The organism is Fictibacillus terranigra (assembly GCF_030412265.1).
Taxonomy (GTDB): domain Bacteria; phylum Bacillota; class Bacilli; order Bacillales; family Fictibacillaceae; genus Fictibacillus_C; species Fictibacillus_C terrinigri.
Genome location: NZ_JAUHLN010000005.1, coordinates 218,499 through 241,154 on the forward strand (window position 1 = coordinate 218,499; position 22,656 = coordinate 241,154).

General features: G+C 40.5%; 23 protein-coding genes. 6 read left to right on the forward strand and 17 right to left on the reverse strand.

Annotation, left to right across the window (positions count from 1 at the left end; genetic code table 11):
• Positions 1 to 32: 32 nt before the first annotated feature.
• Positions 33 to 1,289, reverse strand: a complete 1,257-nt coding sequence (locus QYF49_RS21015; RefSeq protein WP_290401547.1) for an aromatic ring-hydroxylating dioxygenase subunit alpha — start codon at positions 1,287 to 1,289, stop codon at positions 33 to 35.
• Positions 1,290 to 2,232: 943 nt separating this feature from the next.
• Here QYF49_RS21015 and QYF49_RS21020 point away from each other — a divergent pair.
• Both QYF49_RS21020 and QYF49_RS21025 read left to right on the forward strand, forming a co-directional pair.
• Complete coding sequence (locus QYF49_RS21020; RefSeq protein ID WP_290401548.1) at positions 2,233 to 3,195, forward strand: LysR family transcriptional regulator; 963 nt, start codon at positions 2,233 to 2,235, stop codon at positions 3,193 to 3,195.
• Between the two features lie 150 nt (positions 3,196 to 3,345).
• On the forward strand, positions 3,346 to 3,699 hold the full coding sequence (locus QYF49_RS21025; RefSeq protein ID WP_290401549.1) for an LUD domain-containing protein: 354 nt from the start codon (positions 3,346 to 3,348) through the stop codon (positions 3,697 to 3,699).
• A 326-nt stretch (positions 3,700 to 4,025) separates the two neighbouring features.
• Here QYF49_RS21025 and QYF49_RS21030 read toward each other — a convergent pair whose 3' ends face one another.
• The 8 genes from QYF49_RS21030 to QYF49_RS21060 all read right to left on the reverse strand — a co-directional run bounded on the left by QYF49_RS21030 (position 4,026) and on the right by QYF49_RS21060 (position 8,517).
• Complete coding sequence (locus tag QYF49_RS21030) at positions 4,026 to 4,187, reverse strand: hypothetical protein (protein WP_290401550.1); 162 nt, start codon at positions 4,185 to 4,187, stop codon at positions 4,026 to 4,028.
• Positions 4,187 to 5,356 carry a DUF4062 domain-containing protein gene (locus tag QYF49_RS21035; protein WP_290401551.1) on the reverse strand — a complete coding sequence of 390 codons (1,170 nt, stop codon included), beginning with the start codon at positions 5,354 to 5,356 and terminating at the stop codon, positions 4,187 to 4,189. The genes QYF49_RS21030 and QYF49_RS21035 overlap by 1 nt, the downstream gene beginning before the upstream one ends.
• Before the next feature lie 391 nt (positions 5,357 to 5,747).
• On the reverse strand, positions 5,748 to 5,834 hold the full coding sequence (locus QYF49_RS25895) for a putative holin-like toxin (RefSeq protein WP_354005866.1): 87 nt from the start codon (positions 5,832 to 5,834) through the stop codon (positions 5,748 to 5,750).
• A gap of 62 nt (positions 5,835 to 5,896) precedes the next feature.
• Positions 5,897 to 6,343 (reverse strand): PIN domain-containing protein, encoded by a 447-nt coding sequence (locus tag QYF49_RS21040; protein ID WP_290401552.1) that lies wholly within the window; start codon positions 6,341 to 6,343, stop codon positions 5,897 to 5,899.
• Positions 6,340 to 6,636 (reverse strand): helix-turn-helix domain-containing protein, encoded by a 297-nt coding sequence (locus tag QYF49_RS21045; protein ID WP_290401553.1) that lies wholly within the window; start codon positions 6,634 to 6,636, stop codon positions 6,340 to 6,342. The genes QYF49_RS21040 and QYF49_RS21045 overlap by 4 nt, the downstream gene beginning before the upstream one ends.
• Before the next feature lie 19 nt (positions 6,637 to 6,655).
• A complete protein-coding gene (locus tag QYF49_RS21050) occupies positions 6,656 to 6,916 on the reverse strand; it encodes a hypothetical protein (RefSeq protein WP_290401554.1) in 261 nt (86 codons plus the stop codon).
• Positions 6,917 to 7,419: 503 nt separating this feature from the next.
• Positions 7,420 to 7,752, reverse strand: coding sequence for a hypothetical protein (locus tag QYF49_RS21055; protein WP_290401555.1), 333 nt, complete (start codon positions 7,750 to 7,752; stop codon positions 7,420 to 7,422).
• Between the two features lie 78 nt (positions 7,753 to 7,830).
• Entirely contained in the window at positions 7,831 to 8,517 is a 687-nt protein-coding gene (locus QYF49_RS21060; RefSeq protein WP_290401556.1) for a zinc-dependent metalloprotease family protein, read from the reverse strand.
• A gap of 1,116 nt (positions 8,518 to 9,633) precedes the next feature.
• On the opposite strand from QYF49_RS21060, the gene QYF49_RS21065 reads away from it, so the two are divergent.
• The 3 genes from QYF49_RS21065 to QYF49_RS21075 all read left to right on the forward strand — a co-directional run bounded on the left by QYF49_RS21065 (position 9,634) and on the right by QYF49_RS21075 (position 12,787).
• Entirely contained in the window at positions 9,634 to 10,077 is a 444-nt protein-coding gene (locus tag QYF49_RS21065) for a JAB domain-containing protein (RefSeq protein ID WP_290401557.1), read from the forward strand.
• Positions 10,078 to 11,377: 1,300 nt separating this feature from the next.
• Positions 11,378 to 12,214 (forward strand): ArdC-like ssDNA-binding domain-containing protein, encoded by an 837-nt coding sequence (locus QYF49_RS21070; protein WP_290401558.1) that lies wholly within the window; start codon positions 11,378 to 11,380, stop codon positions 12,212 to 12,214.
• A gap of 78 nt (positions 12,215 to 12,292) precedes the next feature.
• Positions 12,293 to 12,787: a hypothetical protein gene (locus tag QYF49_RS21075; RefSeq protein WP_290401559.1), complete on the forward strand. Its 495-nt coding sequence runs from the start codon at positions 12,293 to 12,295 to the stop codon at positions 12,785 to 12,787.
• 313 nt (positions 12,788 to 13,100) lie between these two features.
• Here the strand turns inward: QYF49_RS21075 and QYF49_RS25900 are convergent, their stop codons facing one another.
• The 8 genes from QYF49_RS25900 to QYF49_RS21110 all read right to left on the reverse strand — a co-directional run bounded on the left by QYF49_RS25900 (position 13,101) and on the right by QYF49_RS21110 (position 21,855).
• Complete coding sequence (locus QYF49_RS25900) at positions 13,101 to 13,229, reverse strand: Fic family protein (protein ID WP_354005867.1); 129 nt, start codon at positions 13,227 to 13,229, stop codon at positions 13,101 to 13,103.
• 121 nt (positions 13,230 to 13,350) lie between these two features.
• Positions 13,351 to 13,491, reverse strand: a complete 141-nt coding sequence (locus tag QYF49_RS21080; protein ID WP_290401560.1) for a hypothetical protein — start codon at positions 13,489 to 13,491, stop codon at positions 13,351 to 13,353.
• 185 nt (positions 13,492 to 13,676) lie between these two features.
• Positions 13,677 to 15,026, reverse strand: a complete 1,350-nt coding sequence (locus QYF49_RS21085; RefSeq protein WP_290401561.1) for a cytosine permease — start codon at positions 15,024 to 15,026, stop codon at positions 13,677 to 13,679.
• Positions 15,027 to 15,080: 54 nt separating this feature from the next.
• On the reverse strand, positions 15,081 to 15,410 hold the full coding sequence (locus QYF49_RS21090) for a cupin domain-containing protein (protein WP_290401562.1): 330 nt from the start codon (positions 15,408 to 15,410) through the stop codon (positions 15,081 to 15,083).
• A complete protein-coding gene (locus QYF49_RS21095; protein WP_290401563.1) occupies positions 15,397 to 17,154 on the reverse strand; it encodes a hydantoinase B/oxoprolinase family protein in 1,758 nt (585 codons plus the stop codon). The genes QYF49_RS21090 and QYF49_RS21095 overlap by 14 nt, the downstream gene beginning before the upstream one ends.
• Positions 17,154 to 19,199, reverse strand: a complete 2,046-nt coding sequence (locus QYF49_RS21100; protein ID WP_290401564.1) for a hydantoinase/oxoprolinase family protein — start codon at positions 19,197 to 19,199, stop codon at positions 17,154 to 17,156. The genes QYF49_RS21095 and QYF49_RS21100 overlap by 1 nt, the downstream gene beginning before the upstream one ends.
• 28 nt (positions 19,200 to 19,227) lie before the next feature.
• Positions 19,228 to 19,770 carry a helix-turn-helix domain-containing protein gene (locus QYF49_RS21105; RefSeq protein ID WP_290401631.1) on the reverse strand — a complete coding sequence of 181 codons (543 nt, stop codon included), beginning with the start codon at positions 19,768 to 19,770 and terminating at the stop codon, positions 19,228 to 19,230.
• Between the two features lie 633 nt (positions 19,771 to 20,403).
• A complete protein-coding gene (locus tag QYF49_RS21110) occupies positions 20,404 to 21,855 on the reverse strand; it encodes an alanine/glycine:cation symporter family protein (RefSeq protein ID WP_290401565.1) in 1,452 nt (483 codons plus the stop codon).
• A 208-nt stretch (positions 21,856 to 22,063) separates the two neighbouring features.
• Between QYF49_RS21110 and QYF49_RS21115 the strand changes: the two genes are divergently transcribed.
• On the forward strand, positions 22,064 to 22,282 hold the full coding sequence (locus QYF49_RS21115; protein ID WP_290401566.1) for a hypothetical protein: 219 nt from the start codon (positions 22,064 to 22,066) through the stop codon (positions 22,280 to 22,282).
• Positions 22,283 to 22,656 lie beyond the last annotated feature (374 nt).

Sequence of the window (22,656 nt, forward strand, 5' to 3'; positions counted from 1 at the left end):
TCTTTCTTAACTTAGAAGGAACCTCTTGCTTATTAAACACTGGATGAAACCTTTCCACCTTTGCAAAGCTCAATAATTTCTTCAAGATTTGGGGCATACCTTGTATTCCAGTCTTTTGCGACCCCTGACAGTAAGCCGCCTTCACTAAATTTGTCTTCCTCTTGTGGCAACTCAATATATTCATTTTTCTTAGGGTCACGAATAATGCACTTTGGATCCTCTCCATTCTCTATGTTCTTTAATTCTTTCTTTAATAATTGCCGATACATTATAATTCCTTTATCAGACGTCCCTAGACGTTCTGTCGTTCGATCTGCAATAGGCCCTTGTGTAATCCATGCCATCATATCCTGTCCATCAATATAATCTGTTACAAATTTGCCATCTTCATCTTTGATAGGGCACTGATACAAAGAAATTGGGTAATCTTCTGGTACCACAACTCCTTCTTTTGGAACAAAGCAGGTATACCAAAAATGAAATGTATGTGTATCATCCATTGGGACACGAATTTGGAATGAGTGGGCACCACTGTCACCAACACGTAACATATTCGGAAATACAATAGGATGACCGATTGCCCAGTCTTCGTTTTCCTCAGTTTGTCCCTCTAATACACGGCGTTTAATAATTCCCCATTCAAATTCATCAAATCCTATCTTAAGGTGATGCTTTGTTATTTTCCATTCATCTTGAGGCCGACCTTGCTGCTCGAAAATATGTTGGAAATAATGGCCATGTAACCATTCAAGATGAGTTGGGTCTAAAGAATTTTCCATTATTTGCATCCAATTACATGGGATGATAGCGTAACCAATAGTACGAATGACATTTTTTTGAACAAAAAGGTCCCATCTCGGTAATTCAGGGGCAGGAGCAGGTCCCATATAAGCAAATACCAGACCTCCTAATTCCTCTACTTTATAACCTGAGATTTTAATTCGAGCTTTAAAAGTACTGTTTTCAGGTTCGTTCGGTTGTTCAATACACTGTCCTTCACCGTTATACAGCCAGCCATGATATTGACAGCGTAATCCACATTTGTCTGGAATGCCATATTCTAGTGATACTCCCCTATGCGCACATTTGTCTGCTACTAGTCCTAAATTATTGGATTTATCTCGGTATAAAACAAGTTCTTCTCCCAGAATCTTTACTTTTTTTATAGTTCCAATTCTTTCAACCTCTGAACTTGCAGCAATTGGATACCAATATCTTCTTAAAAGTTCACCCATTGGTTTGCCAGGACCAACTTGAGTTAAGGTTTCGTTTTGTTCTTTACTTAACATAAACACCCTCCTTATAATATAAATCCAACGATCTTCACTTAAGCAAGTCTCGAAGATAAAAAATTTCACGACAGCTAATTGGAATTTTTCACTAACATCTTTTATTAACGTGGATCAAATGCAGAGTTTATTTTGTCCAAACTTCACTACTAAAAAATTTAATTAAATTTTCTGAATTGAATGACTGACTATTTGTATTATAAGCTAGATAAATATATAAATCGAATTAAATAATATAGATAAGGTTATATATATAAGTTTATAACCAACTAAATTTGTATGGATTTTAAATGGCTTTTTATATCTATTAAGATACCTACTTGACGTAAGGAGCTGCAGCTCTATATGCTCCGAATGCAACTCACGTTTCTTTGTCTACAATTGTGTACATTAACATATCAAATACCTCCTTAATTTGTTGATGGAAGTGTTTTTAACCTGGTTGGACCTTTGCATCAGGTTCCATGTAAGCCCTCACATCATTAACTGCTATGGGATCGCCAGACCAACGGCATTCAGTGTTACTTTTCCTAGAATAGGTACTAGTGAGCATGATTATCTCGTCTATGAAAATCTCGTTTTTCAATGGATTCCAACATTAAACAATCTTCATTCTCCTTTCCCCCATACATGCCCGAATTTCCTCCTCAAAGCATTGACAAAGTGGCAAGTTCAAAAGTTTTATCAAGTCCGGCCATTGGAACAATAATAATCATTCCCTTTTTATTAAATGCACTCGTTGATATTAAACAATCATTAGCATTTAGCCGATGGTTTTATAGTTTTTATGCTGGTAGTAAATGCTTTACAGTATAATTCAGCCTACTATATACTACAAATAGCAATTAAACGCTTTAAATATATATAATCATTTATAACCTAAAGAATTTTTCCTCCCAGGTTTAGGAGTCTTCAAGAATGAACCAATAAAAGGAGGATTAACATGGATATACCTATTAACCTTCATCAATTGCAATTGTTTTGCTGTGTTGTCGAACATGGCAGTTATAGTCAAGCAGCAAAAAGTCTAATCATGACACAGCCTGCCTTAAGCATTCAAGTCAAATCGTTAGAAAAAAAATTAGGTGCGAAACTTTTTGTGCGTAAGGGGAACAAAATTGAACTTACAGAAGCTGGTAAACTCGTGAATCAATATGCCTCCAGTTTACTAAGCCTTGATAAACAATTGCGTTCTTCCGTTGGAGAATTAATATCAGGTGAAAGCGGACAAATTGTGATTGGTAGTAATCGTCCCATAGGCCGCTATTTACTGCCTAACTATATTCTAAAATTTATGCAACGATATCCTACTGTGGAATTGACAACTACCTATGATAATACAGATCAGATCTGTCGTTATGTGTTGGATGAGAAAGTGAATGTTGGATTTGTTACATGGTCAAAGGAACAAAAACATGCTACATCGTCCAAAATTATAAAACACCTAATCGGTAAGGATCACTGGATACTGGTTTGTGCAGCAGGTTCTCCTTGGGCAACATGGCGAGGAAGTATCCAGGACGTACTACGGAAAGCTCCTTTGATAGGTTCATTGCCAAAGACCACTCATGGGGAAATTATAAATAGAGAGATGCATCGACTTGGTTTGGATTCCAATGATTACCGTTTTAGTTTGCGCCTCGACGATATTGAATCAATCAAAATGGCGGTAATCTCACAATTAGGAATCGCCTTCCTACCGCAAACGACTATTGAAAGGGAATTGTCTAACAAAGAATTAGTTCCAGTTCCACTAACAACTGAGTACAAACTTTATCTTGATTACTATTTAGTCTTAAAAGAAGGAACTTATATTACTCCTACATTGAACAATTTTATTAAATTTATTTTAGAAATAAATGATGTTACAGAGGGTAAGCGTGAAATAAAACGGGAAACTGTATAACTCAAAAGAGACTAAGAATTAATAATAAAGATGAAGATAAGATAAAATAAAAGTCTTACCTCAAGGTCTTTTTTAACACCAAAGTAAATAACCGATTTCCCTAATTTTAAGGAGGTTCTTTGCTAATATTGATATCACTATTTTTTTGTGATGATCGATTTACAACATCTGCCTGAGACACTTGAAAACACGATCGCGGACTATGGCAATGAATCCATTGTGACATGGAATGACGAAAGATTTTCGGATTGGGGACTTAACCCTTTATTAAAGGATACCTTGCCCCGACAAAATATCGACGTGTATGAATGGGACTATACCAAAGGCGCTGAAAACATCCGACGAGCTGAAAAAGCCAATATCGGGATTACAATCAGTGAAATCACACTCGCTGAATCAGGTACTGTTGTCTTTTTCAGCGACAAAGACAGGTGCAGAACGGTCAGCTTCCTGCCCAAAACCTTTATTTGCTTAATTCCCAAAAGCACCCTAGTCCCCTTATAGTTCGTCATATCGTTAAGAATGGATGTTACTTCATTTAAAGATACTTCCTTTGATACGAGGGACCTTGGGTTCAATCGGAGATCAACGACAACAAACCGTCATAGCCAGTATGAGGATTGCCGATGCTTCCGATCACCTCTAGTTCCATCGCCGTAATGGCATCGATTGGTAATTCCACCATCCAAGGCTATTTGACTGTTCTATGGTATTTTTTCATTAACTTCATATCCAATTACAAATGTTATTTCAAGAATATTACAACAAAAAAAACTTGCAAGCACGGTCATATGACCGAGCCTGCAAGTCCTTTAAAAATATATCATGTTTTATTTTTTTTTGCTTTTTGAAAAGATTTCTTTTAAAATTCGGTTGTTTTCATCAAATCGTCTGGCTTTCTCCTCGATAAATCGCTTTCCAGCATTCACTGATCCGGAGGCGACGTGGATAATCTTATCATTTTCAAAACGCATTTCTTTAATGGTGGACATTATCTAATCCCTCCTAGGAGTTGAATGGCGAAGTCACGAAATAAGGCTGATTCTGTTTCCATTATATCACGCATGATGTCATCTTTAAAGCGGTGAACCTTATCTTCCGACCAAAATCCTTCAACCGGAAAATGAAAGCAGATTACATAATTTCCGCATTTTATGGCAAGATAAAACTGTTGTTTTTCTTCACTAAAAAACAGTTCTGTTTCCCCGCTGTGAAAGGCTTGCACGACATATGACTGTGTATCCTGCAGATCATAAAAATTGTTATCTCCACCTGCCATACCTGAAGCACTAATAAGTCGCAAAAGATTTTCTTCTTTTTTATATAATGTGCTCCCTGAACAGGATTCATATACCCCGAGCTCTTGTTCAAACATAGTACCTGGTTGATTGTATATGGTTCCTTTTGTTAAAAAGCGCTGTAAGTACTCCAAAAACATCCTTGGGTTCTGTAGTTCCCCATCTCTTAAGTAATGAATCATTTTACCGGAGAACTCGGCGTGTTTTTTGTAAATCGGCCCTTGTTTCAGCTGCTCTTCAATGGTTGATTGAAACGCAAGGTACTGACTTCCTTGCCGAAATAAATCACTAAAATAGCGTTTAATCGTCGGAATAGGATCAATGCCAAACGGAAGCTTTTCTAAATAGTAGCCTTTTTTATAAATATCATATAAAAAACCCCAGATGTAAGGCTCAATGTTTGAATACTGTTCTTTACTTGGGTGTTCGTCCCATGCTTTCTGGGCCACTTCCATATAGGAATCTGGATCTTTTCCATGTTCCTCTTGGTAAGCTTTGAGCATCTCCGCGATCGTTAATCTCAACTCATACCAAAACAAATCATAAATATAATCTTCCACAAAAACAATAATATATTTCTGTGATTGATACGCTTTTTGAAATTCGCAATGCGTAATGGTCGCCATATAAAAGTTGCTGTAATTTCCGGCCTTATCAGAGATAAGAAGAAGAAAAATATCGCTTCTTCCTACATGTTGCAAACAGTTCTCGACCAATTGATCGGCAGGCCAGGGACCAAAGTCTTTTTCATACATCAGTGGTTTGTGTTCCATGGCACGAAGAGCGGTATGTATATTTTCTCTCAATGGTTTTAATCGATCTTGTGCTGCAGAACTAATAAAAATTTTCGTCGGTTCAGCCAAAAAAACATCAACTCCTTCTACTTGGAACAGGCTACAAAATAGTATAACACGTATAGCCCTCGACCTTAGATCGGAATCACAATGATGCACTCGCTGACAGATCTTGTACCAGTGGAAAGCTTTCACTTGTTTATCTTTTGGGGTTTACCTCTAGGCACGTGCGATTATCGATAAAAAAATGAGTACATTCCATTTGGGATTATTAAAATGAAGTTTTGCATAATATTTCAAGAGTGGTGTATAATAGCGATATATTGAAGCGAAAAATAAAAAAGGACGTAGGTGGATCAGACCTACGCCCTTACAGCTACACAACCGCAAGGTGCGGTAACCAGTTGAATAAGTAAAGGAAAGTAACCTCACCTATCACATGCTACTGGACAGGGTGGGGTTACTTTTTTGTGTTTGCATTGATTATCGCTACGACTAATGATGCAAATGCAATCATAACTAGTAAATGCTGCGTAGTAACAACCATTTAAGCACCTCCCTTCTTTCGGGAAGTGCCACCACACCCTGCATATGTAACTGATTTGAAAATTATACCATAACATACCGAAAGAATTTACAAGAGTATAATACAAAATCTTTTACGTTACGCGTGACAATATGAGCTGCTAAAAGGATTTTTGCATCATTGGTGCTCGGGACATCTATTCGTTTTGTGGGTGAATGTGACCGTTTCAGCTGATATTTCACGGCAATATACGATGAAATGTCTCGTGTTTCGTGAACTTGCTGATCGGTGGCCTCACAATTTAATACATCGATAATCTGTAAAAAACGGTTGATTTTTTTTACTTCTTTTTCTGGAAGTAGGTGTGATTGAACTTGTAATTCTTGTTCGGTTGTCTTACTTATAAATAAGTCAATGTGATTAGGGTACGAACGAATCAAGTTCCAAAATGACATGACTTTATATTGATTTCCCTCATGCGCACGATAGCGTAGAACATTGGTATCTAATAAAAGTGACAACGGACTCATTCACTATCCCTTTCTTGCTCGATCTGATCCATTGCTTCCTGATATTCTTTGCTGGTCGAGAGTTCTTCTACAATGTTTGCCATCATTAGATTTTTTGTTCTACGTTTGACCATCTGGATGTAATTTGGATTCTTTTCAAATTGTTCAACATCAATACGCCATTCACCTCTGTCCCCAAGCGTCCGCCATGCGTTAAGTGTACCTTCTGCACAATATCTTCTTACCATTTGTGGTGTGATATTAAGAATCGTTGCTACATCATGTGTGGTCAGATGTTCTGGATCATTGCCCACGTCATGCGCACTTCTTTTCTTACGAGTGGATACTTCCCTCATGCCAGGTATATTTTTTTGTCACGTTTGAAAAAACAAATTCATTTAGAACTTTCCCAATATCGGGGAAATTCTTAGAGATACGTCTAAGTTCAATTAGATCTTCAGGTTTGAATTTCCGCATGATATCGGTAGCATACTTAAGCGTTGTAAGAAACATTTCGATATCTTTGCCTGTTCGAACTTCTTTCGCTGCCACTTCAAGGTGCTCAGCCTGTCGATCTATTACTTGTGTGTCCATTATTTCCAACACCTTTCACCTCTTGGTGACAAAAAACGACTTCATCCATAAGAGAGTATGAATTAGCTAAAACAATAAGGGTGTTTGTGATGGTTAAGCAAAAAGAGAATGCAGAGAAACGCTCTGGATTGCAACGAAAGCTCGTTTTATGGACCATCCATCATCTCATTGCAAAATAAACGCCGTGAAAACGCGTGGTTATAGGCTTTTTGACAAATAAAAACAGGCACCCATTGTCAAATCACCCATAGGATAGCAAAACGGAGAGAACCCACGAAAATGGAAGATGAGGCCCCTTCCAGAAACCGTGCTTTTTCCTTCTCTTTCGCACAAAGAAAAACCCTGAATTTAGGCTGATTTGGCCGAATTCAGGGTTTTGTTTGGTTACTTGGTTCCGGGAACTACCATTATGTTAACTAGTTTTGTATAGAGTATTCATATGATACTTGGGGATTTTGTTGAACTACATAGCTTTAGTTGAAGAAGGTAGTGTATATTGGATATCAGTCTCTATAAATCGTTTTTGGCGGTTTTCTCCCTTCGTATCTATTTTTCATAGATTTAACATCTTTACAAATGACAGTTTCTCGACGGCTAAATGATGCTCTATAAATCGTTTTTGGCGGTTTTCTCCCTTCGTATCTATCTTTCATAGGTTTAACATCTTTACAAATGACAGTTTCTCGACGGCTAAATGATGGAGTAGCTGTAAAAATGGTTTTTTTGTGGTCATTATATTTTTGTTCGTCCTGGTTACTATATTTTTGATCATCATTTTTACTCTTCTTTTGGTCAGATTTATTATAATGTGATGATTTATGTTTTTTCGGAGGCATGTGAATATCTTCTTCCTTTCTTATTTTTTAGGAAAAAATGCGTTTTCGTTTTGATTTGGATTTTGGATATTGCATTTATTACAATGCAATATTACTAGTACCTGCAAGTTCTAATTGGGCAGCTGTTATATTTCTATTGGTTCCAAATGTTATCGGATACATGATATTATCGGTAAAGCGACTATGATAAGGCTCAACCACTATTAAGTCGCCCGTATTTGGATCTATTTCTGTGTAAGGACCGGTTGGATCATCATCATTGTATATGATTTCATTGTTTTGTGGATTTGTTATATAACGGGCAAATAAAACATGTCCAACTTCATGGGCAAAGAGATCCGAATTAAGCGCTGCATCCGTAAGTGCTACTTGTCCAATAAATTGGTAGTTATTTTCGTCAACAAATGAAATGGGCTCTGCACCGCCAACACTGTCTGCATCATTCGAAAATCCATTTCCACTTAGATAAATGACATAAATGCCAATGGCATTATTGGTCATATTTCTGACCTGGTTGATAATTGTGGTAGGGGCAGAGCCATTCATAAGTGCCTCATCACTTGTCATATTAGTAGCGTTAACCGTTCTATTAATTATAAATCGTCTGGCTATTACAAAATTAATCCTGTTTTCATCATTTAATCTCCAAATCTCATTTGCTCTTCTGACATCATCTTCTAACCTAGCACGACGCTGAGCTACTGTACTTCCAGATGCTACTCCGCTCGTAAAAATCCCATAAATATTCACTGTGTAAATTGGCAATTTTTCAAACTACTCCTTTTCTATATTTTTGTTATATGAAAATCAGTTTTAGTAGAAAAAAACTGTTCATTTTATAATTTATTCAGAAATTGGCTGAAGGTTTGTACTAATAACTAGGAAAAAAAAGCCGATTACCTGTAGTAACCCTGTCAAGCATTCAAATTTACCTATGTTTTTGATGAGAAGCCAGCTTGGAAACTTGAAATTTCTAAAATTTGTTAAGAGCGATGGCGCACTTGATTACGTATATCTGCCACCTGCTAACTCATAATAAACTTTAAGATACACTTCTTCACATATCGCTTTTTTAGCTGGGTCAATATCACAGATCGCTCCGAGACCCATGTTTTTAAAATGTCACTCCAGCTTTTCATTTCAGATTAAATCGTTATACTCCACAACTTTTCCTCATAAAGGCTTCGATCTTGTTCGCACAATTACCTGTTGGTATTCAATACTTGCAGGTCACCCTCCAATACAAACCGGCGCGTTAGCTTCGATGAACTATTTATTCAATATTATAGTTTAATAGCGCTATCCACCCACCGCTTATCATACCTTGGTTTTGTCTGCTTCTATAAACTTAAAGCAATAGCGTTTGTCCAAAAACACAAACATACACAAAAGCGAAATTGCTTGTGCATCAATTAATTTCCACATTGTTCAGCTCATTATTTTAATAAATGAATTCTTCTCAAGTGACGGATCTTTTTTAAACAAACGTTTAATTCCATTTAGTTAATTAAGAAAACGCGAACGGTACCTCAACGGACCCAGATAAAAAGCCATGATGAAGTCAGCCTCACTTTAACTTTATCCGTTTCCTTCCTTTGTTCTCTCCATTATAATGTGTGGGCTTATGACAGCCGGAAGGGCTGGCGTGAGCCGAAAGAAATCGGCTAAACCAAGTCGGCTAACGGATCCTAAAAAAGCAAAAATCGCTTTCTAATGGTCCCTAAGTCATTGGGCTTACCTCCATTTCTAACGGCAAAACGCTAAGAACTGGCGTTTTGCCTACGGCTCACTGGCGAGTGCGCTTCTTTGTCAAGCGCCCCCTTCCCCCTGTTCGTGCCCAACATTCCTTCCGTCTCAAACTATGGAAGGAGCTTTTTTGCTATGGAGAAAATTTATGAAATTCAACGGATTAAACAAATTATTCAGGAGGTGGAAGGAGGCGAACAATACATCATACGCTCCCCTCAAGATGGAGCCCAAATACCCACAAGCTTCATCGGCGAGGACGATCGCGAGGTGTTCTTCGTGATGTGTCTCAATACGAAGAATCGAGTGGTGGCTGTCCATCGCTGCCATATTGGAGGATTGAACGCCAGTATTGTTGTACCTCGTGAAGTGTTTAAATCTGCCATCTTAAATAATGCTTCGTCGATTATCATCAGCCATCAGCATCCTTCCCAGGACTGCAAGCCATCAAGGGAAGACATTGACGTTACGATTCATTTAGTCGACTGTGGTAGACTCCTTGGAATTAAAGTGCTGGACCATCTGATTGTCAATGCATCTGGTGATTTTTTCAGCTTGAAAGAACGAGGATATTTATAAACCTATTGGGAGAAGAGGTTCCCCCTTCTCTCTTTTCTTTTTTATTGCAAGTAAGCCATTCATGGAACTACGATAAAAGCTCGAGGGAGATTTAGAAGTGACAAATGAAAAATACTTTTACTATTGAGTACAAAAGTTCCGTGACGATAGCTGAAGATCTAAGATTTTCATGCTCCATCTTTATTGTAGGGATTTTACGGTTTCCATAAAAAAAGAGAAGTGCACCAATGTGCACTTCTTCCTTCAAAAGTTCTTATATAGAATTAGGGGGTATTTTGATTATACTCCCGGCTGTTATAATGTAAATCCGACGAAAGATGGACTTCGCAGCATTCCTGTCCTCGTCCAATTCCTTATCTTTACCTTAGCCTGGATTTTTGGTTGATTTCTTTATCGAGTAATTCGTTAATATCAGACACCAAAACCTTTCCTCTTAAATAATCATAACGGGGACTTAAGGGGGGAATTTTTCGACCTTGGAAGAGTCAATCGCTATCCATTATTGTCATGTCATGAAAAATGTAAAACAAAGAAATCATGATATTCTGCGTCGAATTCTCATAAATTTAAAACCCTCTTAGTACCTGGGTAAGGTTAGAGTTGAATGAATGATGAGCGTGGGTTGCTGGATTTCAGCAACATAATTTGTAAACAATGAAAACGGGGTAATTTGCAAATCACAACAGAATGGAACTAAGATACACACATGAATCATGGATGCCCCTTTCCGAAAGGTAAAAGAGAACGACGAGAAAATAAAGAATGGAATGAATAGCGGGCGACTGCACAACAGACTGATCAAAAAGCATAGAACGCTTTCTGTCATTCTGTATGTGTCGCTTCGGCATTAATTCGCTCGATAACCACGGTCTGTACGGAAGCCCAAGCCCACCTACAGTCCGTAGGTTCCTGACCCCTTTACGGCAGGCCGCCATACCGAACGAGCCGAATACCATTAACTAAAATCAATATTTTTAAGGACAGCAGCCTTCACGGCTGCTTTTTTATGTTCTTTTTCCACCCTTTTGCGCTGCGAATCGTACAAGCACGCCATCCGAGCTAACCGTTCAGCCGTCCGAGCCTCCCAGGCTTGCGCCCTCCCCCGGCTGAACGCCAAGTCGGATCGTCGGCCAGTCAAGGGGCAAAAAACTTTTTTGTTAAAGTCGCTCAAAAAACTTTTTATGCTGGTCCCTTGACCGTCCACCGAGGCTCCTTGTTCGTTCTCCACGTCAAAAGGGCGAAATGCTCCCCTTTAGGGAAGGGATTCGCTCTCAGCGCAAAAACAAGGGAGGAAAAAACGATGGGACAAGCTAAAGGATTAGAAGACATTCAAAAACGGTTGGATCAAGGGATTCAGGACGTTATGACGGGGGAGAAATTTCAGGAGTGGCTTCGGTTTCTTTCGAGTTTTCATGCCTACAGCTTTAACAACACCATTCTCATTTACCAGCAAAACCCCCAAGCGACGCTTGTCAAAGGATTTCAGGAGTGGAAGAAACACGGGCGGTTTGTGACTAAGGGCGCAAAAGCCATTATGGTGCTGGCTCCTTTGATTCGAAAGAAAAAAGAAAAGGAGGAAAAAAGGGAAGGACAGGGAAAAGAAGGGAAGGAGTTGTATGGATTCCGTTACGTGAATGTATTTGACGTAGCGAGTACGGACGGCCAGGACCTTCCGGCGCCACCCGTTCAAACGTTAGAAGGCGATGGGGAAACAGAAAAGACCTTGTTGCAGGATTGGATCAAAAAAATAGAGATCCCGGTCCGATTGGAGGATACGGGCGACGCCAACGGATATTATCATCTGGTGGAGGGATATATCGCACTCCATGAGAAAAGAAGCATGCTGCAGCAGCTTAAAACACTGATTCACGAGTACGCCCATCATTTGCTGCATGCAAAAGGCGCCCCGTTTGAAAAAGAAAACCGTGCCATTCGAGAAGCTCAAGCGGAAGCGGTCGCCTATGTCGTCCTGCATCATTTCGGGTATGAGACCGGTGAGTACAGTTTTGGCTACATTGCCGGATGGACCCAGGACCTTCAGATCATGAAACGGATTGGAACGGCTATTGTGAGCTGCAGCCATCAGATCATTGAACGGCTTGAGAAACACTCCCCTAACAAAGGGGCCACGGCATAGTCGCGGCGGCCCCTTGCGGGGCTGCTGGGTTAAAACAAATTAATGCCGATCAAATACAGATAATGAAAGGAGAGTCCAATGAAAACCTGTGCGTATTGTGGGAGTCAAGTGACCTATAAACATTCAGGGGACTGTTACTGTTCGTTTTGTGAGATGCAATTGAAACTCGAGGATGTTCAGGAAAACGGCCAACGAAAAAACCTGTTGCCGGCGTGTCAGCCCTCTCTTTCGGATCTGAATAAGACTACCCCGGAACTTATGCTGCTTTCTACAGTGGAATTGCTGTGTCTATTGAAATTTGCCAGAAAAGAACGAGCGGATATTTATCAGAAGCGTTATGTGTTTATTCAAGCCATGAAACAGGGAGCAAAGGAGTTTTCCGAAGCAGAACACTACACGTTTATCGAATACGAACGGGCCACGCGAAAGTGTTTTGTGGTAGAGAACCTGGTTCGTGAACGAATTGGCTATTACCCAACGAAACTGACAGATTCTTATATTCAAACACTGGCAGTGCGAATGGAGGAGTCTGCAAAAAAGGATATGGTCATTCAGCAACCGAAACCGATTTAGTCGGAGGTTAATGATTATAAATAAGTTTTTGAAGAAAACCTGCCAGAACCGGCGATATCATTAGCTTGAGGAAGAAAAAATAAAAGACCTTCGGAAAATACGGCCTATTTGGAGAGCAAAAACTTTGGGAAAATAACCATAAAAAATGGCCATCGTCTCACGTATGAGAATAATGGCTATTCTTGTTTGTGCATATGAAACCTAATCCACCCTACTGCCTCTTCAAACGGTGGCCAAGTATCATCGTTTGCTATTCGGATTGTCCAATCATAGATCTCATCGTCATCTGCAATGAGCGTGTATCCATTGAGATCTAAAAAGCAAAGGCTTTAGCATATGATGTGCGCTTGTTGCCATCGAAAAAACAATGACCAATAGCTAAAAAGCAATGATAAACAGCTGCCTTTTCCTCCAGTGTAGGATAGAACTCAATAGTCCGGATTCAGGCTTTGCCAGCACTCCTTCGAGCTTACCTTTTTCTCTACCTGGAATGCCACCATACTTCTTAAGCATAATATCGTGTATATATTCAACTTCTTCTATTGTAAGATTTTCAATGCTCATTAGTTCTTACTGAGTCTCTCCAATGCCTTACCGTTGGTTTTCATCAGTTTATCCATACTAGCTTTTAGACGTTTTTGGCGATCCGTTTGTTTTTGTTTTTGAGCTGCTACGTTCATTTCGTCATCACCCTTCTTCTTCATTGACTACACCTCCCATATACTCTACGTATATGTAAGTGTGGCCAAGATTAGAATCTATTAATCTTTCTTTACCCCATTTTACTTGATTTATACACAATTACACAACAGAATACTGGATAAATCTTCTAGTCTACTTCAACTTCCAGCCAGGTATGCTCTCATCCGAACAACGATCCTTGGCTACTTTACTTAATGCTTAATCTATGTTTATTTTCCTCATAGACACTCATTTCCTTGATGTTAGTGAAATGATCCGGTTTTACGCTTCTTTTTATTTTCATCGAAATAAGATAAACGACTCCTGCCGCAAGTAGAGATTGAACAGCCGGCAGTCCAAAGGACGTCACATATTGTGTGAAATAACCAACCAATGTGCCAAAGACTAGCGCTATGGTAGCCATCCAGTTCCACCCTTGGTGATCCACCCATTGTTGTTGACGTAAAAAGAAGAAATCGGCCATCATGACTCCAGCGATAGCGGGATAAATTAAAGCAGTCATGTAAAGAAAGTCCATAAAATGATCGAGGATACCGACTAACGCAATGATGATGGCGATAATGGTTCCGCCTAGAGTTAACAGCGCTCGGCCTTTGTTTGAATTAACATTTAACATATTGGCCAGTGCCAGGCCCATGCTGTAATTGTTCACGAGTTGGCTCGTCCATGTGGCAAACCAGAGAATTAAAAATCCCCATACCGGAAAGCCGAGCTTCATCATGACATTGACGATGTCCGCATCGCCGACACCTACCGACATGATGGCGCCGACATAGAACAGCGGGAATCCTACCGCCACAATTCCTAAGGGGATAAGGATATTATCTTTCACTTTGGGTTTGGCATAACGAGTATAGTCAGAAGCTATCACCCATTGAGACACATTGACCCCAATAATTAAGCTTACTGCAGCTAGGAAGGACATAGAGGAGGTTGGTTTCCAAGACGTAATGGTATCCCATCCTGTGTTTTGCAACGCGTAGAAAATCCCAGCGATAATTAACAGAAGACCTGCAGGAACCGCAATGTAGTCGGTCCACTTCATAGAGGCATATCCAATAATAGAGGGGATCGCAAACAATAATCCTGCAATGATGGTCACTATCCCCCAGGAAACGAGATTATGTTCATAGTCAATACCGATCATCGCTGAAATGGCATTACCGGCAACGGCCGTTTGAACCGCCCACCATCCTAAAGACACTAGAAAAATGGTGAGCCCTACAATGAACCGTGCCTGATGAGCACCAAAACTGGTTCGAGCGATAACGGAAGAAGAACGTCCGGTTTTGGCTCCCATATACCCCGCCACGGTGTTACCGATCCACTGAAAGACAATCAAAGCAACCAACAAAATCCAAAAAATTGACGACATTCCAAACGCACCGACCAGGGTAGCGCCGACCATTAACACGGGAATGGTAAATTCTAGGCCTCCAAAAATCATCGCCGGTGTGATCCAGTGCTGCCTTTTCTCCATGGGTATAGCCGAAAGGGCTTCATCACTCCCTGATTTGTTCCAGCCTGTATCCTCCATCTTCGTAACCTCCCTATGGCACTTTTTAAATAAAGGCCCTGTATTATACAAGGCCTATCCCACTAAAACAAACACCAATTCACATGTTTCCTCTCCATCATTAAAGGCTATATGTTCTTCTCCGGCGGGTATGAACGTTGCTTGTCCGGATGATACCCGGTGTTGATTTCCGTTACTTTCCGTCAGCAATGTCCCTTTTACAATCACGGAATATTCATCTTCCGTATGGTTGGATACCCCCGTTAAAGGGACTCGCTCGCCCGGGTAGATGGTCACTGTCCCAATTTTTACTGTTGTATCTTTGTTTTCTTTTTCAAAGACAGTACGAAGAGAAAAGGCCTTATTCTCTTCTGGAGGGATATCTTGAAGTTTAAGAATCTTCATGAGAACCTCCCCTCTCTTCAGACACTCTTTCAACCGCAAATGTTACGGGATGCAAGATGACGCCAAACGTGTCTTTTGCTTGATCAATGGAGATGTACCCGTTTTTCACGTCCCAGGCCACTTGGTGAGCGGGACGATCCAATGGATTTCCATACCCCCCGCCAGTAGCCGTCATTAATTTCACGACATCTCCTGTGTTTAATGGATACCGTGGGTATATGCCGAAAGGGCCGTCCACTTCTCCACTCGCTTTTTCGATCATGAATTCATTCGATGAACCTTCTCCCCCACCATTGAAGCCCCATGGGACAAATTGATTTCTTCCAAAGGTAGCAGATACCATCTGGTTATCTGACATGGCACGGTACGAACGAATGACTCCCGCTCCACCAATGTATTCTCCAGCTCCCGCACCGTCGGTTCGTAAGCTGTACTCATCAATCATCACTCCGTATCGGGTTTCAGCTACTTCAATCGGGACATTGTAGGTCTCGCCATCTCCGATACAGAATTGTCCTCTTGCACCATCCTGACCTTTGCCCGCTCCCCAACCGCCGACAGAAGGTTCCACAATAAGGAACGGTTCGTGGGTATCATGGTGGTTGCCCGACAACGTAACCGCACATACCGACAGCAAATGACCGGCCGATAATCGCTCCGGTAGATGAGGAGCCATCGCCTGCCAGATCAAATCCGCACCTGCCAACATGCTTTCCCAATAAATGGATACTGGAGCGGGACGCTCTGCCGCTAAAACGGATTTGGGATCCGTGATGATTTCCAAAGGGCGGAATACTCCATCGTTTACATCTTGAGAAGGATTGGTTATGGCTAGAAAAATCGTTCGGACGGCCGAAACCAGTGCAGTATAGGAACAGTTAATTGGGCCGGGCACCTGGGGATGGCTTCCTCTAAAATCACAACTAAACTTGTCATCTGTGATCGTTACAGCAACTTGTATCTTGAAGGGGCCATTTTTAAAACCATCATCGTCGATATAACTTTCTGCCTTAAAGGTTCCTTTCGGTAGTTTTTTCAACTCTTTTAAGGCCATCTGTTCACCGTGATCCAACAAGTGTTCGATAGAGGTACGGACCACCTCTTGGCTATGTTTTTCACAAAGCTCTTTTACTCGTTTTTCTCCCGTCCGAAGTGCTGCTACTTGAGCCCATAAATCGCCAAGCGACAGGTCAGGGAAGCGCACATTCGCTTCAATAATGTCCAAAAGAGGTTGATTCACTTTTCCCTCATCAAAGAGCTTCACACAAGGAAATTGAAGACCTTCCTGAAAAATCTCTGTCGCATCATTGCTGAAAGATCCTGGGTCTTTTCCTCCCACTTCCGTCCAGTGTGCTTTGTTTGCTGAGAACGCGACAATTTCACCCTCATAAAAGATAGGCATCACTAACCCTACATCTGAAAGATGGGAACCCCCTCCACCATAAGGATCATTAATGATAATGATATCTCCGGGTTTTAAACCATCCTTAGTATTAAACTTCTTCAAGGTTTGTTTTACCATAAACGTTAACATTCCAATGAATCCCGTTACCCCGTTACCCTGTGTTAACAGTTGCCCTTGTGCGTCCGTTAAACCACTGGCATAATCCAATACTTCATAGATTATAGGACTCATGGATGTTCGCGCCAGAGCAAAAAACATTTCATCTCCTGTAGCGATCAAGGAGTCTTTTACAATTTCTAATGTGAACGGATCGACCTTTACATTGCCTGCAGTTGTCATTATTCCACCCCCGTATCAATGATTAAATTTCCATAGTCATCCACGGTCAACGTTTGGCCAGGATACAACACCGTAGTTGCAGAAGGTTCCTCCACAATGGAAGGCCCATGTACGGTCATTGCGGGTCCAAGCAGATCCCGATCGTATACGTTCGTTTTAGACCAACCCTTCTCTTCATAAAAAACGTTTCTCACTTCTTTTATTGCCGCTTGGATGCTTTGATTTTTGGATTCTAATTTATGAAGTTCCGGCTTTTGTACGGTGCCGAATGCGGTCAAGTGCAAATTCACAATTTCAGTCGGTGCCTCTTCCAACTTGAAGGTATAGTTCTTTTCGTGAAGATCATGAAATCGGTGAATGACTTCTTTTAATGACGACTCCGTTAGTTCACCTTCAGGAACCGGCACTTTTACGGTATGTTCTTGGCCTAAATACCTCATGTCCGCAAATCTCGTAAACAGGATTCGATCCTCTGAAACCCCTTCTTCTTGATACTGTGTCATGGCTTGATTCTCGAGCTTTGTCCATTCGTTGTTGAACGTGTCTAAGTCCGTCCCATGTAAACGTTGAATAAAGGTTTGAATGTAGTCATGCCGTAAGTCGGTCATTAACATGCCCCAGGCTGAAAATACGGATGATGCAACGGGAACGACAACTTTTTTCACACCCAATTCTTTAGCCAGGGCTGGCGCATGCATCGATCCACCGCCTCCAAACGCGACGAGGGTAAACTCCCTTGGATTGTAGCCCTTACGAACGGAGATCAATTTGAGTGCATTCAGCATATTTGAATTCGCAATTCGGATAATACCGAGAGCCCCTTCTTCTTCCGTTATGCCGAAGTGATCCGCTACCTTTTCCTTGATTGCTTTCTTAACACGTGTAAGATCAACCTCATAATCAAAATTCTTTGGAGATAAACGGCCAGATAGTAAGTTAGCATCCGTAGTAGTGGGTTCTGTTCCCCCTTGTCCATAGGCTACCGGGCCGGGGATCGCTCCTGCGGAGTGTGGTCCTACTTTTAAGGAGCCGCCTTCATCCATCCATGCAATGGATCCTCCCCCATTTCCGATTTCTACAATATCGACTACCGGCACTTTGATGGGATAGCCCGCATTTCGATCATTTTTTTCGATGTAGTAGTCGGTTGAAACCTTGACCTCTCCTTTGCTTATTAACGAACACTTGGCTGTGGTACCGCCAATATCAAAGGCGATAATATTTTCCTCACCGATTAACTCTCCTAGAACAGCCGCTCCGTAGATTCCTGCGACCGGCCCTGACTCCACCATATTGATGGGGGTTTCTTTGGCTTGGGTAAACGTGGTGGTGCCTCCATTGGACTGCATGATATAGTTTTGACTTTTCGACTTCTTTTCAAGGAGTTTTTGTTCCAAACGGTTTACATAGGAGGCAGCAATAGGTTTGACATAGGAATTGAGGACCGTCGTACTCGTTCGCTCGTATTCCCGCCATTCTTTCGTGACCTCGTGGGATGCGGTGACCGCAACGTCAGGCCAGACTTCTTTAATGATTTCGATTGTCCTCTTTTCATGAATGGGATTGACGTATGAATGTAAATAGGCAACCGCTATCGCTTCAACCTCTTCTGTTTTAAAATGTTCCACGATTTCTTTTACCTGTTCTGAATCAAGGGGAGAAAGTATATCCCCTCTGTAATTTAAACGCTCGTTTACTTCCTGCCTTAAGTACCGAGGAACAAACGGAGCCGGTTTCTGGTATCGTACATTAAACAAATCCGGTCGGTTGCCTCTTGCAATTTCAAGGACATCACGAAATCCCTCCGTGGTAATAAGACCGGTTTTAACCCCTTTCCGTTCGGTAAGAGCATTGATAATGACGGTTGTACCATGGATAAATGTTTGTATGGATGCTTGGTCTATCTCACTTTTTTCAATCACATCCATCACACCGTTTTCAAAGTGGGGAGGTGTGGTATGACTTTTTGCGATGCCTACTTTTCCTAATTCATCAACATAAACTAGATCTGTAAATGTTCCTCCAATATCGGTTGCGATTCTCATAAAACCGAACCACCTTTCTCTTCTTTTTTTAGAAAATAACCGGCGTCAATACACATAGTATTGTAGATTCCTCGTTTAGGGGATTTTCCCAAAAATGGGGAACCCGAGAAGGGAAATGAATGGAATCTCCCTCTCTCACAAAGTACTCTTTTTCATCTACATGAAAGAGGACAGCTCCTTTTAAAACGTAGTAAAACTCTTCTCCTGGATGACTCGATGTTTGCGTTTGAATCTGTTTAGGTGACAGTGTCACTAAAAGCGGCTCCAGCGTTCGACTATTAAACTCCCCATTTAATCGCGTATACGTTGCGGGAGAGCCTTCAATGGTAAAAGGCTTTCGGCTTTCTATTTTTACGATGTAGTTGTGATTGGTTTCTGTATCAAAAAAATGGGTGATGGGGACTTCGAACGCATCCGCAATTCTTTTTAGAGAGGTAATAGCTAAAGAAGAGGAGCCTCTTTCTACTTGAGATAAAAAACTGACGGATAAATCCGTTTTGGCACTAAGATCTTTTAACGTGAGGCCTTGTTGTAAACGTAAGTTTTTGATTTTCTTGTATAGTTCTTCTATGGTAAACACCCTTTCAGTAATACAGAAAAAATTTACTAGTACAGTAAATCATTACAGTCTTGCTTTATTTTTAATAATGTTATCATAGTGTTTTTTAAATTGAAAGAATATTTTTTTAATTCTAAAAAACAAGAAAAGAGCAGAACTAACCAGTCTCAAAATTAAAGAATCCTAATCATTTTTTTAACGAGGGTTTAGTATTTTGTTTTCATTTGTATAATATACTTTTGTTTGTGCTTGCAATTACGTTTGTGTAATCAAATAAAACAAGGGAGTAATCTTCCTTGTTTTATTATTTTTATGAGGCAGCCTCTAAACATGAGGACAATGATTATAATCGCAACTGGCCAGCATACTCTCCTCCCGACTACATAATTCGTTCGACAGAAGGGGCGTTACATTCGTATTTTATGTAAAAAGGTCTCAATTACAGTAAACAAAAAAGCACCCAAAATGGATGCTCCGTCTCTTTATCAGTTGTTGATAATATAAATTTAACAGGTTATTCATCAAATAGATGAAAGGGATTTGAAAAATTTCCTAAAACATTCTGACATTAATTTGAAAATAAAGGTTCAAAGATTGGGGTACTATAGGACCTGTCCTTGTTGTTCTTTCTTTTGCACACTGGAATTAAGAAATGTTTTTTTTATCGACTGTGAATTCTTTTTCCCAGTAACTTGCATTTTTAATTCCTAATGCCTTAGGGTTAAATACAGGATCCAATCCTTGCTTTTTCTGTCTTTCATAATCCTTTAATGTTACCAATGCCGGTTTAGCCAGAATTAAAATAGCAATAACATTCAGCCAAACCATGATGCCTAATCCTGCATCTCCAAGTGCCCAAGCTACTTTCGCAGTCTTAACCGCACCATAGAAAGAAGACGCCATGATTACAATCTTTAATAATAGTGTCGTCCATTTGCTATCTCTACGGAATAAATAAGTAATATTCGTTTCGGCAATGTAGTAATATGCCATGATGGTAGTGAACGCGAAAAAGAAAAGGGCTATTGCCACAAATCCTGCACCAAAACCAGGAATCACACTGTCAATGGCTGCCTGAGTAAATCCTGGGCCCGCTTCCATCCCTTTCAGGTTGTTAGCGATGAATGAACCATCTTCTGCCTGTGTATTATACATTCCAGTGAACAAAATCATGAATGCTGTCGCTGAGCATACGAACAAAGTATCAATATAAACAGAAAATGCTTGTACCAAACCTTGTTTTGCGGGATGTGACACTTCAGCAGCTGCGGCTGGATGTGCTCCCGTACCTTGGCCTGCCTCATTGGAATATATTCCTCGCTTTACTCCCCACGAAATGGCCATACCAATCAGTCCACCGAAGGCTGAATCAACCCCAAACGCACTTTTGAATATCAGTGCAATGACATCTGGTAATTCTGTAATGTTCATGATTACGATGATTACTGATAAGAGAATATATCCTAGAGCCATGAAAGGTACAATAAGCTGTGCCGCGTTGGCAATCCTTTTTGTTCCGCCAAAGATGATAAAGCCTAATAAGAGGACGATCCCTAATCCAGTAATTGCCGGTTGGATTCCAAAAGCATTTTTTATCCCTAGAGCAATAGAGTTAGCTTGTACCCCAGGCATAAGAACAGCCATAGCGATTAATGCTGCAAACGCAAAAAGTACGGCAAACCATTTCCAGCCTATACCCTTTTCAATATAATAAGCCGGTCCACCCCGATATTGCCCATCCTGTTTTGCTTTATATATTTGGGCAAGAGTGGATTCAACAAATGCACTAGAGGCCCCAATGAATGCAATGGCCCACATCCAAAAAACTGCACCGGGACCACCAAAAGCAATGGCTGTAGCAACACCAGCTATGTTGCCAGTTCCGACACGTCCGGAAAGCGCAATGGAAAGCGCCTGGAAAGATGATACTCCAGCCTCAGAACTTTTTCCCTGGAACATAAGCAAAATCATATCTTTAATGTGCCGCACCTGCAAAAAACGTGTCAAAATAGAAAATAACAATCCTACTCCAAGTAATGTGTAAATAACAGGATTGCTCCACAAGATACCATTTAAGCTAGTGACAAATCCCTCCAAAATATCCCTCCCGTTTTCAGAAAATTCATTCTTTACTATTATAAATTAGGCTAAATATTTCGACAATATGTTTGTGATAATTCCTTACAATTAATGTAGTATTGTTTAGGAACATATATATAATTTTTGCCGCTTTTCTAGCCGTCCGAACTGGACTTCAGGAAAATGGAACGCGAACGAACTCCTGCCCGGTTCCCAGCCGGAGTTGATGAATTTTTCAACGGTTGAACTGTTGTTTCATTTGAAGTTTGCTCGAAAAGAACGAGTGGGCTACTATCCTTCTAAACTTACGGATTCTTATATTCAAACGCTGGCAGCGCGAATGGAAGAATCAGCAAAGAAAGATAATCGTTCAGCAGCCAAAACCGATTCGTTAATCCTTCCGAGTATGGCCAGTCGGAATTCAGTGAGTATTATTCAATATTAATATTCAAACAGAGGATGAGAATACATGGCAAACATTAAAAAGGCTACGATGAACTGCACATTCCGTTTACAAAGCTAAATGAAGGATTTTTTGAAGGGGACCTACCAGAACCAGCGATCACCATTCAAAGCGGAGGAATAGAAAAAAGGGATTGAGATTAGTAAAAAGTACGGTATTCCGTTGAAATCCTTGTCTTGAAAAGTAGTTTCATGGTGTTGTATAGATCATTTCCTTTGCTTCTAAAACTTCCGCACTTAAGAGTTCTAATCGAATAATAAGGCCTCAATTATTTTGAACTACTTTTTTTACTTGTATTAGTGCTGAATCAATGGCGCGTAACCTGAGGAAGCCACTTGAACATTCAGTACCTTTGT

What these genes read in the sequence shown, in the direction of transcription:
- QYF49_RS21015 (WP_290401547.1), bottom strand. Translation starts at nt 1,289, where the DNA reads ATGTTAAGTAAAGAACAAAACGAAACCTTAACTCAAGTTGGTCCTGGC.
- QYF49_RS21050 (WP_290401554.1), bottom strand. Translation starts at nt 6,916, where the DNA reads ATGGACACACAAGTAATAGATCGACAGGCTGAGCACCTTGAAGTGGCA.
- QYF49_RS21020 (WP_290401548.1), top strand. Translation starts at nt 2,233, where the DNA reads ATGGATATACCTATTAACCTTCATCAATTGCAATTGTTTTGCTGTGTT.
- QYF49_RS21095 (WP_290401563.1), bottom strand. Translation starts at nt 17,154, where the DNA reads ATGACAACTGCAGGCAATGTAAAGGTCGATCCGTTCACATTAGAAATT.
- QYF49_RS21040 (WP_290401552.1), bottom strand. Translation starts at nt 6,343, where the DNA reads ATGAGTCCGTTGTCACTTTTATTAGATACCAATGTTCTACGCTATCGT.
- QYF49_RS21025 (WP_290401549.1), top strand. Translation starts at nt 3,346, where the DNA reads ATGATCGATTTACAACATCTGCCTGAGACACTTGAAAACACGATCGCG.
- QYF49_RS21100 (WP_290401564.1), bottom strand. Translation starts at nt 19,199, where the DNA reads ATGAGAATCGCAACCGATATTGGAGGAACATTTACAGATCTAGTTTAT.
- QYF49_RS21030 (WP_290401550.1), bottom strand. Translation starts at nt 4,187, where the DNA reads ATGTCCACCATTAAAGAAATGCGTTTTGAAAATGATAAGATTATCCAC.
- QYF49_RS21075 (WP_290401559.1), top strand. Translation starts at nt 12,293, where the DNA reads ATGAAAACCTGTGCGTATTGTGGGAGTCAAGTGACCTATAAACATTCA.
- QYF49_RS21085 (WP_290401561.1), bottom strand. Translation starts at nt 15,026, where the DNA reads ATGGAGGATACAGGCTGGAACAAATCAGGGAGTGATGAAGCCCTTTCG.
- QYF49_RS21055 (WP_290401555.1), bottom strand. Translation starts at nt 7,752, where the DNA reads ATGCCTCCGAAAAAACATAAATCATCACATTATAATAAATCTGACCAA.
- QYF49_RS25895 (WP_354005866.1), bottom strand. Translation starts at nt 5,834, where the DNA reads ATGGTTGTTACTACGCAGCATTTACTAGTTATGATTGCATTTGCATCA.
- QYF49_RS21080 (WP_290401560.1), bottom strand. Translation starts at nt 13,491, where the DNA reads ATGAAGAAGAAGGGTGATGACGAAATGAACGTAGCAGCTCAAAAACAA.
- QYF49_RS21065 (WP_290401557.1), top strand. Translation starts at nt 9,634, where the DNA reads ATGGAGAAAATTTATGAAATTCAACGGATTAAACAAATTATTCAGGAG.
- QYF49_RS21070 (WP_290401558.1), top strand. Translation starts at nt 11,378, where the DNA reads ATGGGACAAGCTAAAGGATTAGAAGACATTCAAAAACGGTTGGATCAA.
- QYF49_RS21115 (WP_290401566.1), top strand. Translation starts at nt 22,064, where the DNA reads ATGAATTTTTCAACGGTTGAACTGTTGTTTCATTTGAAGTTTGCTCGA.
- QYF49_RS21090 (WP_290401562.1), bottom strand. Translation starts at nt 15,410, where the DNA reads ATGAAGATTCTTAAACTTCAAGATATCCCTCCAGAAGAGAATAAGGCC.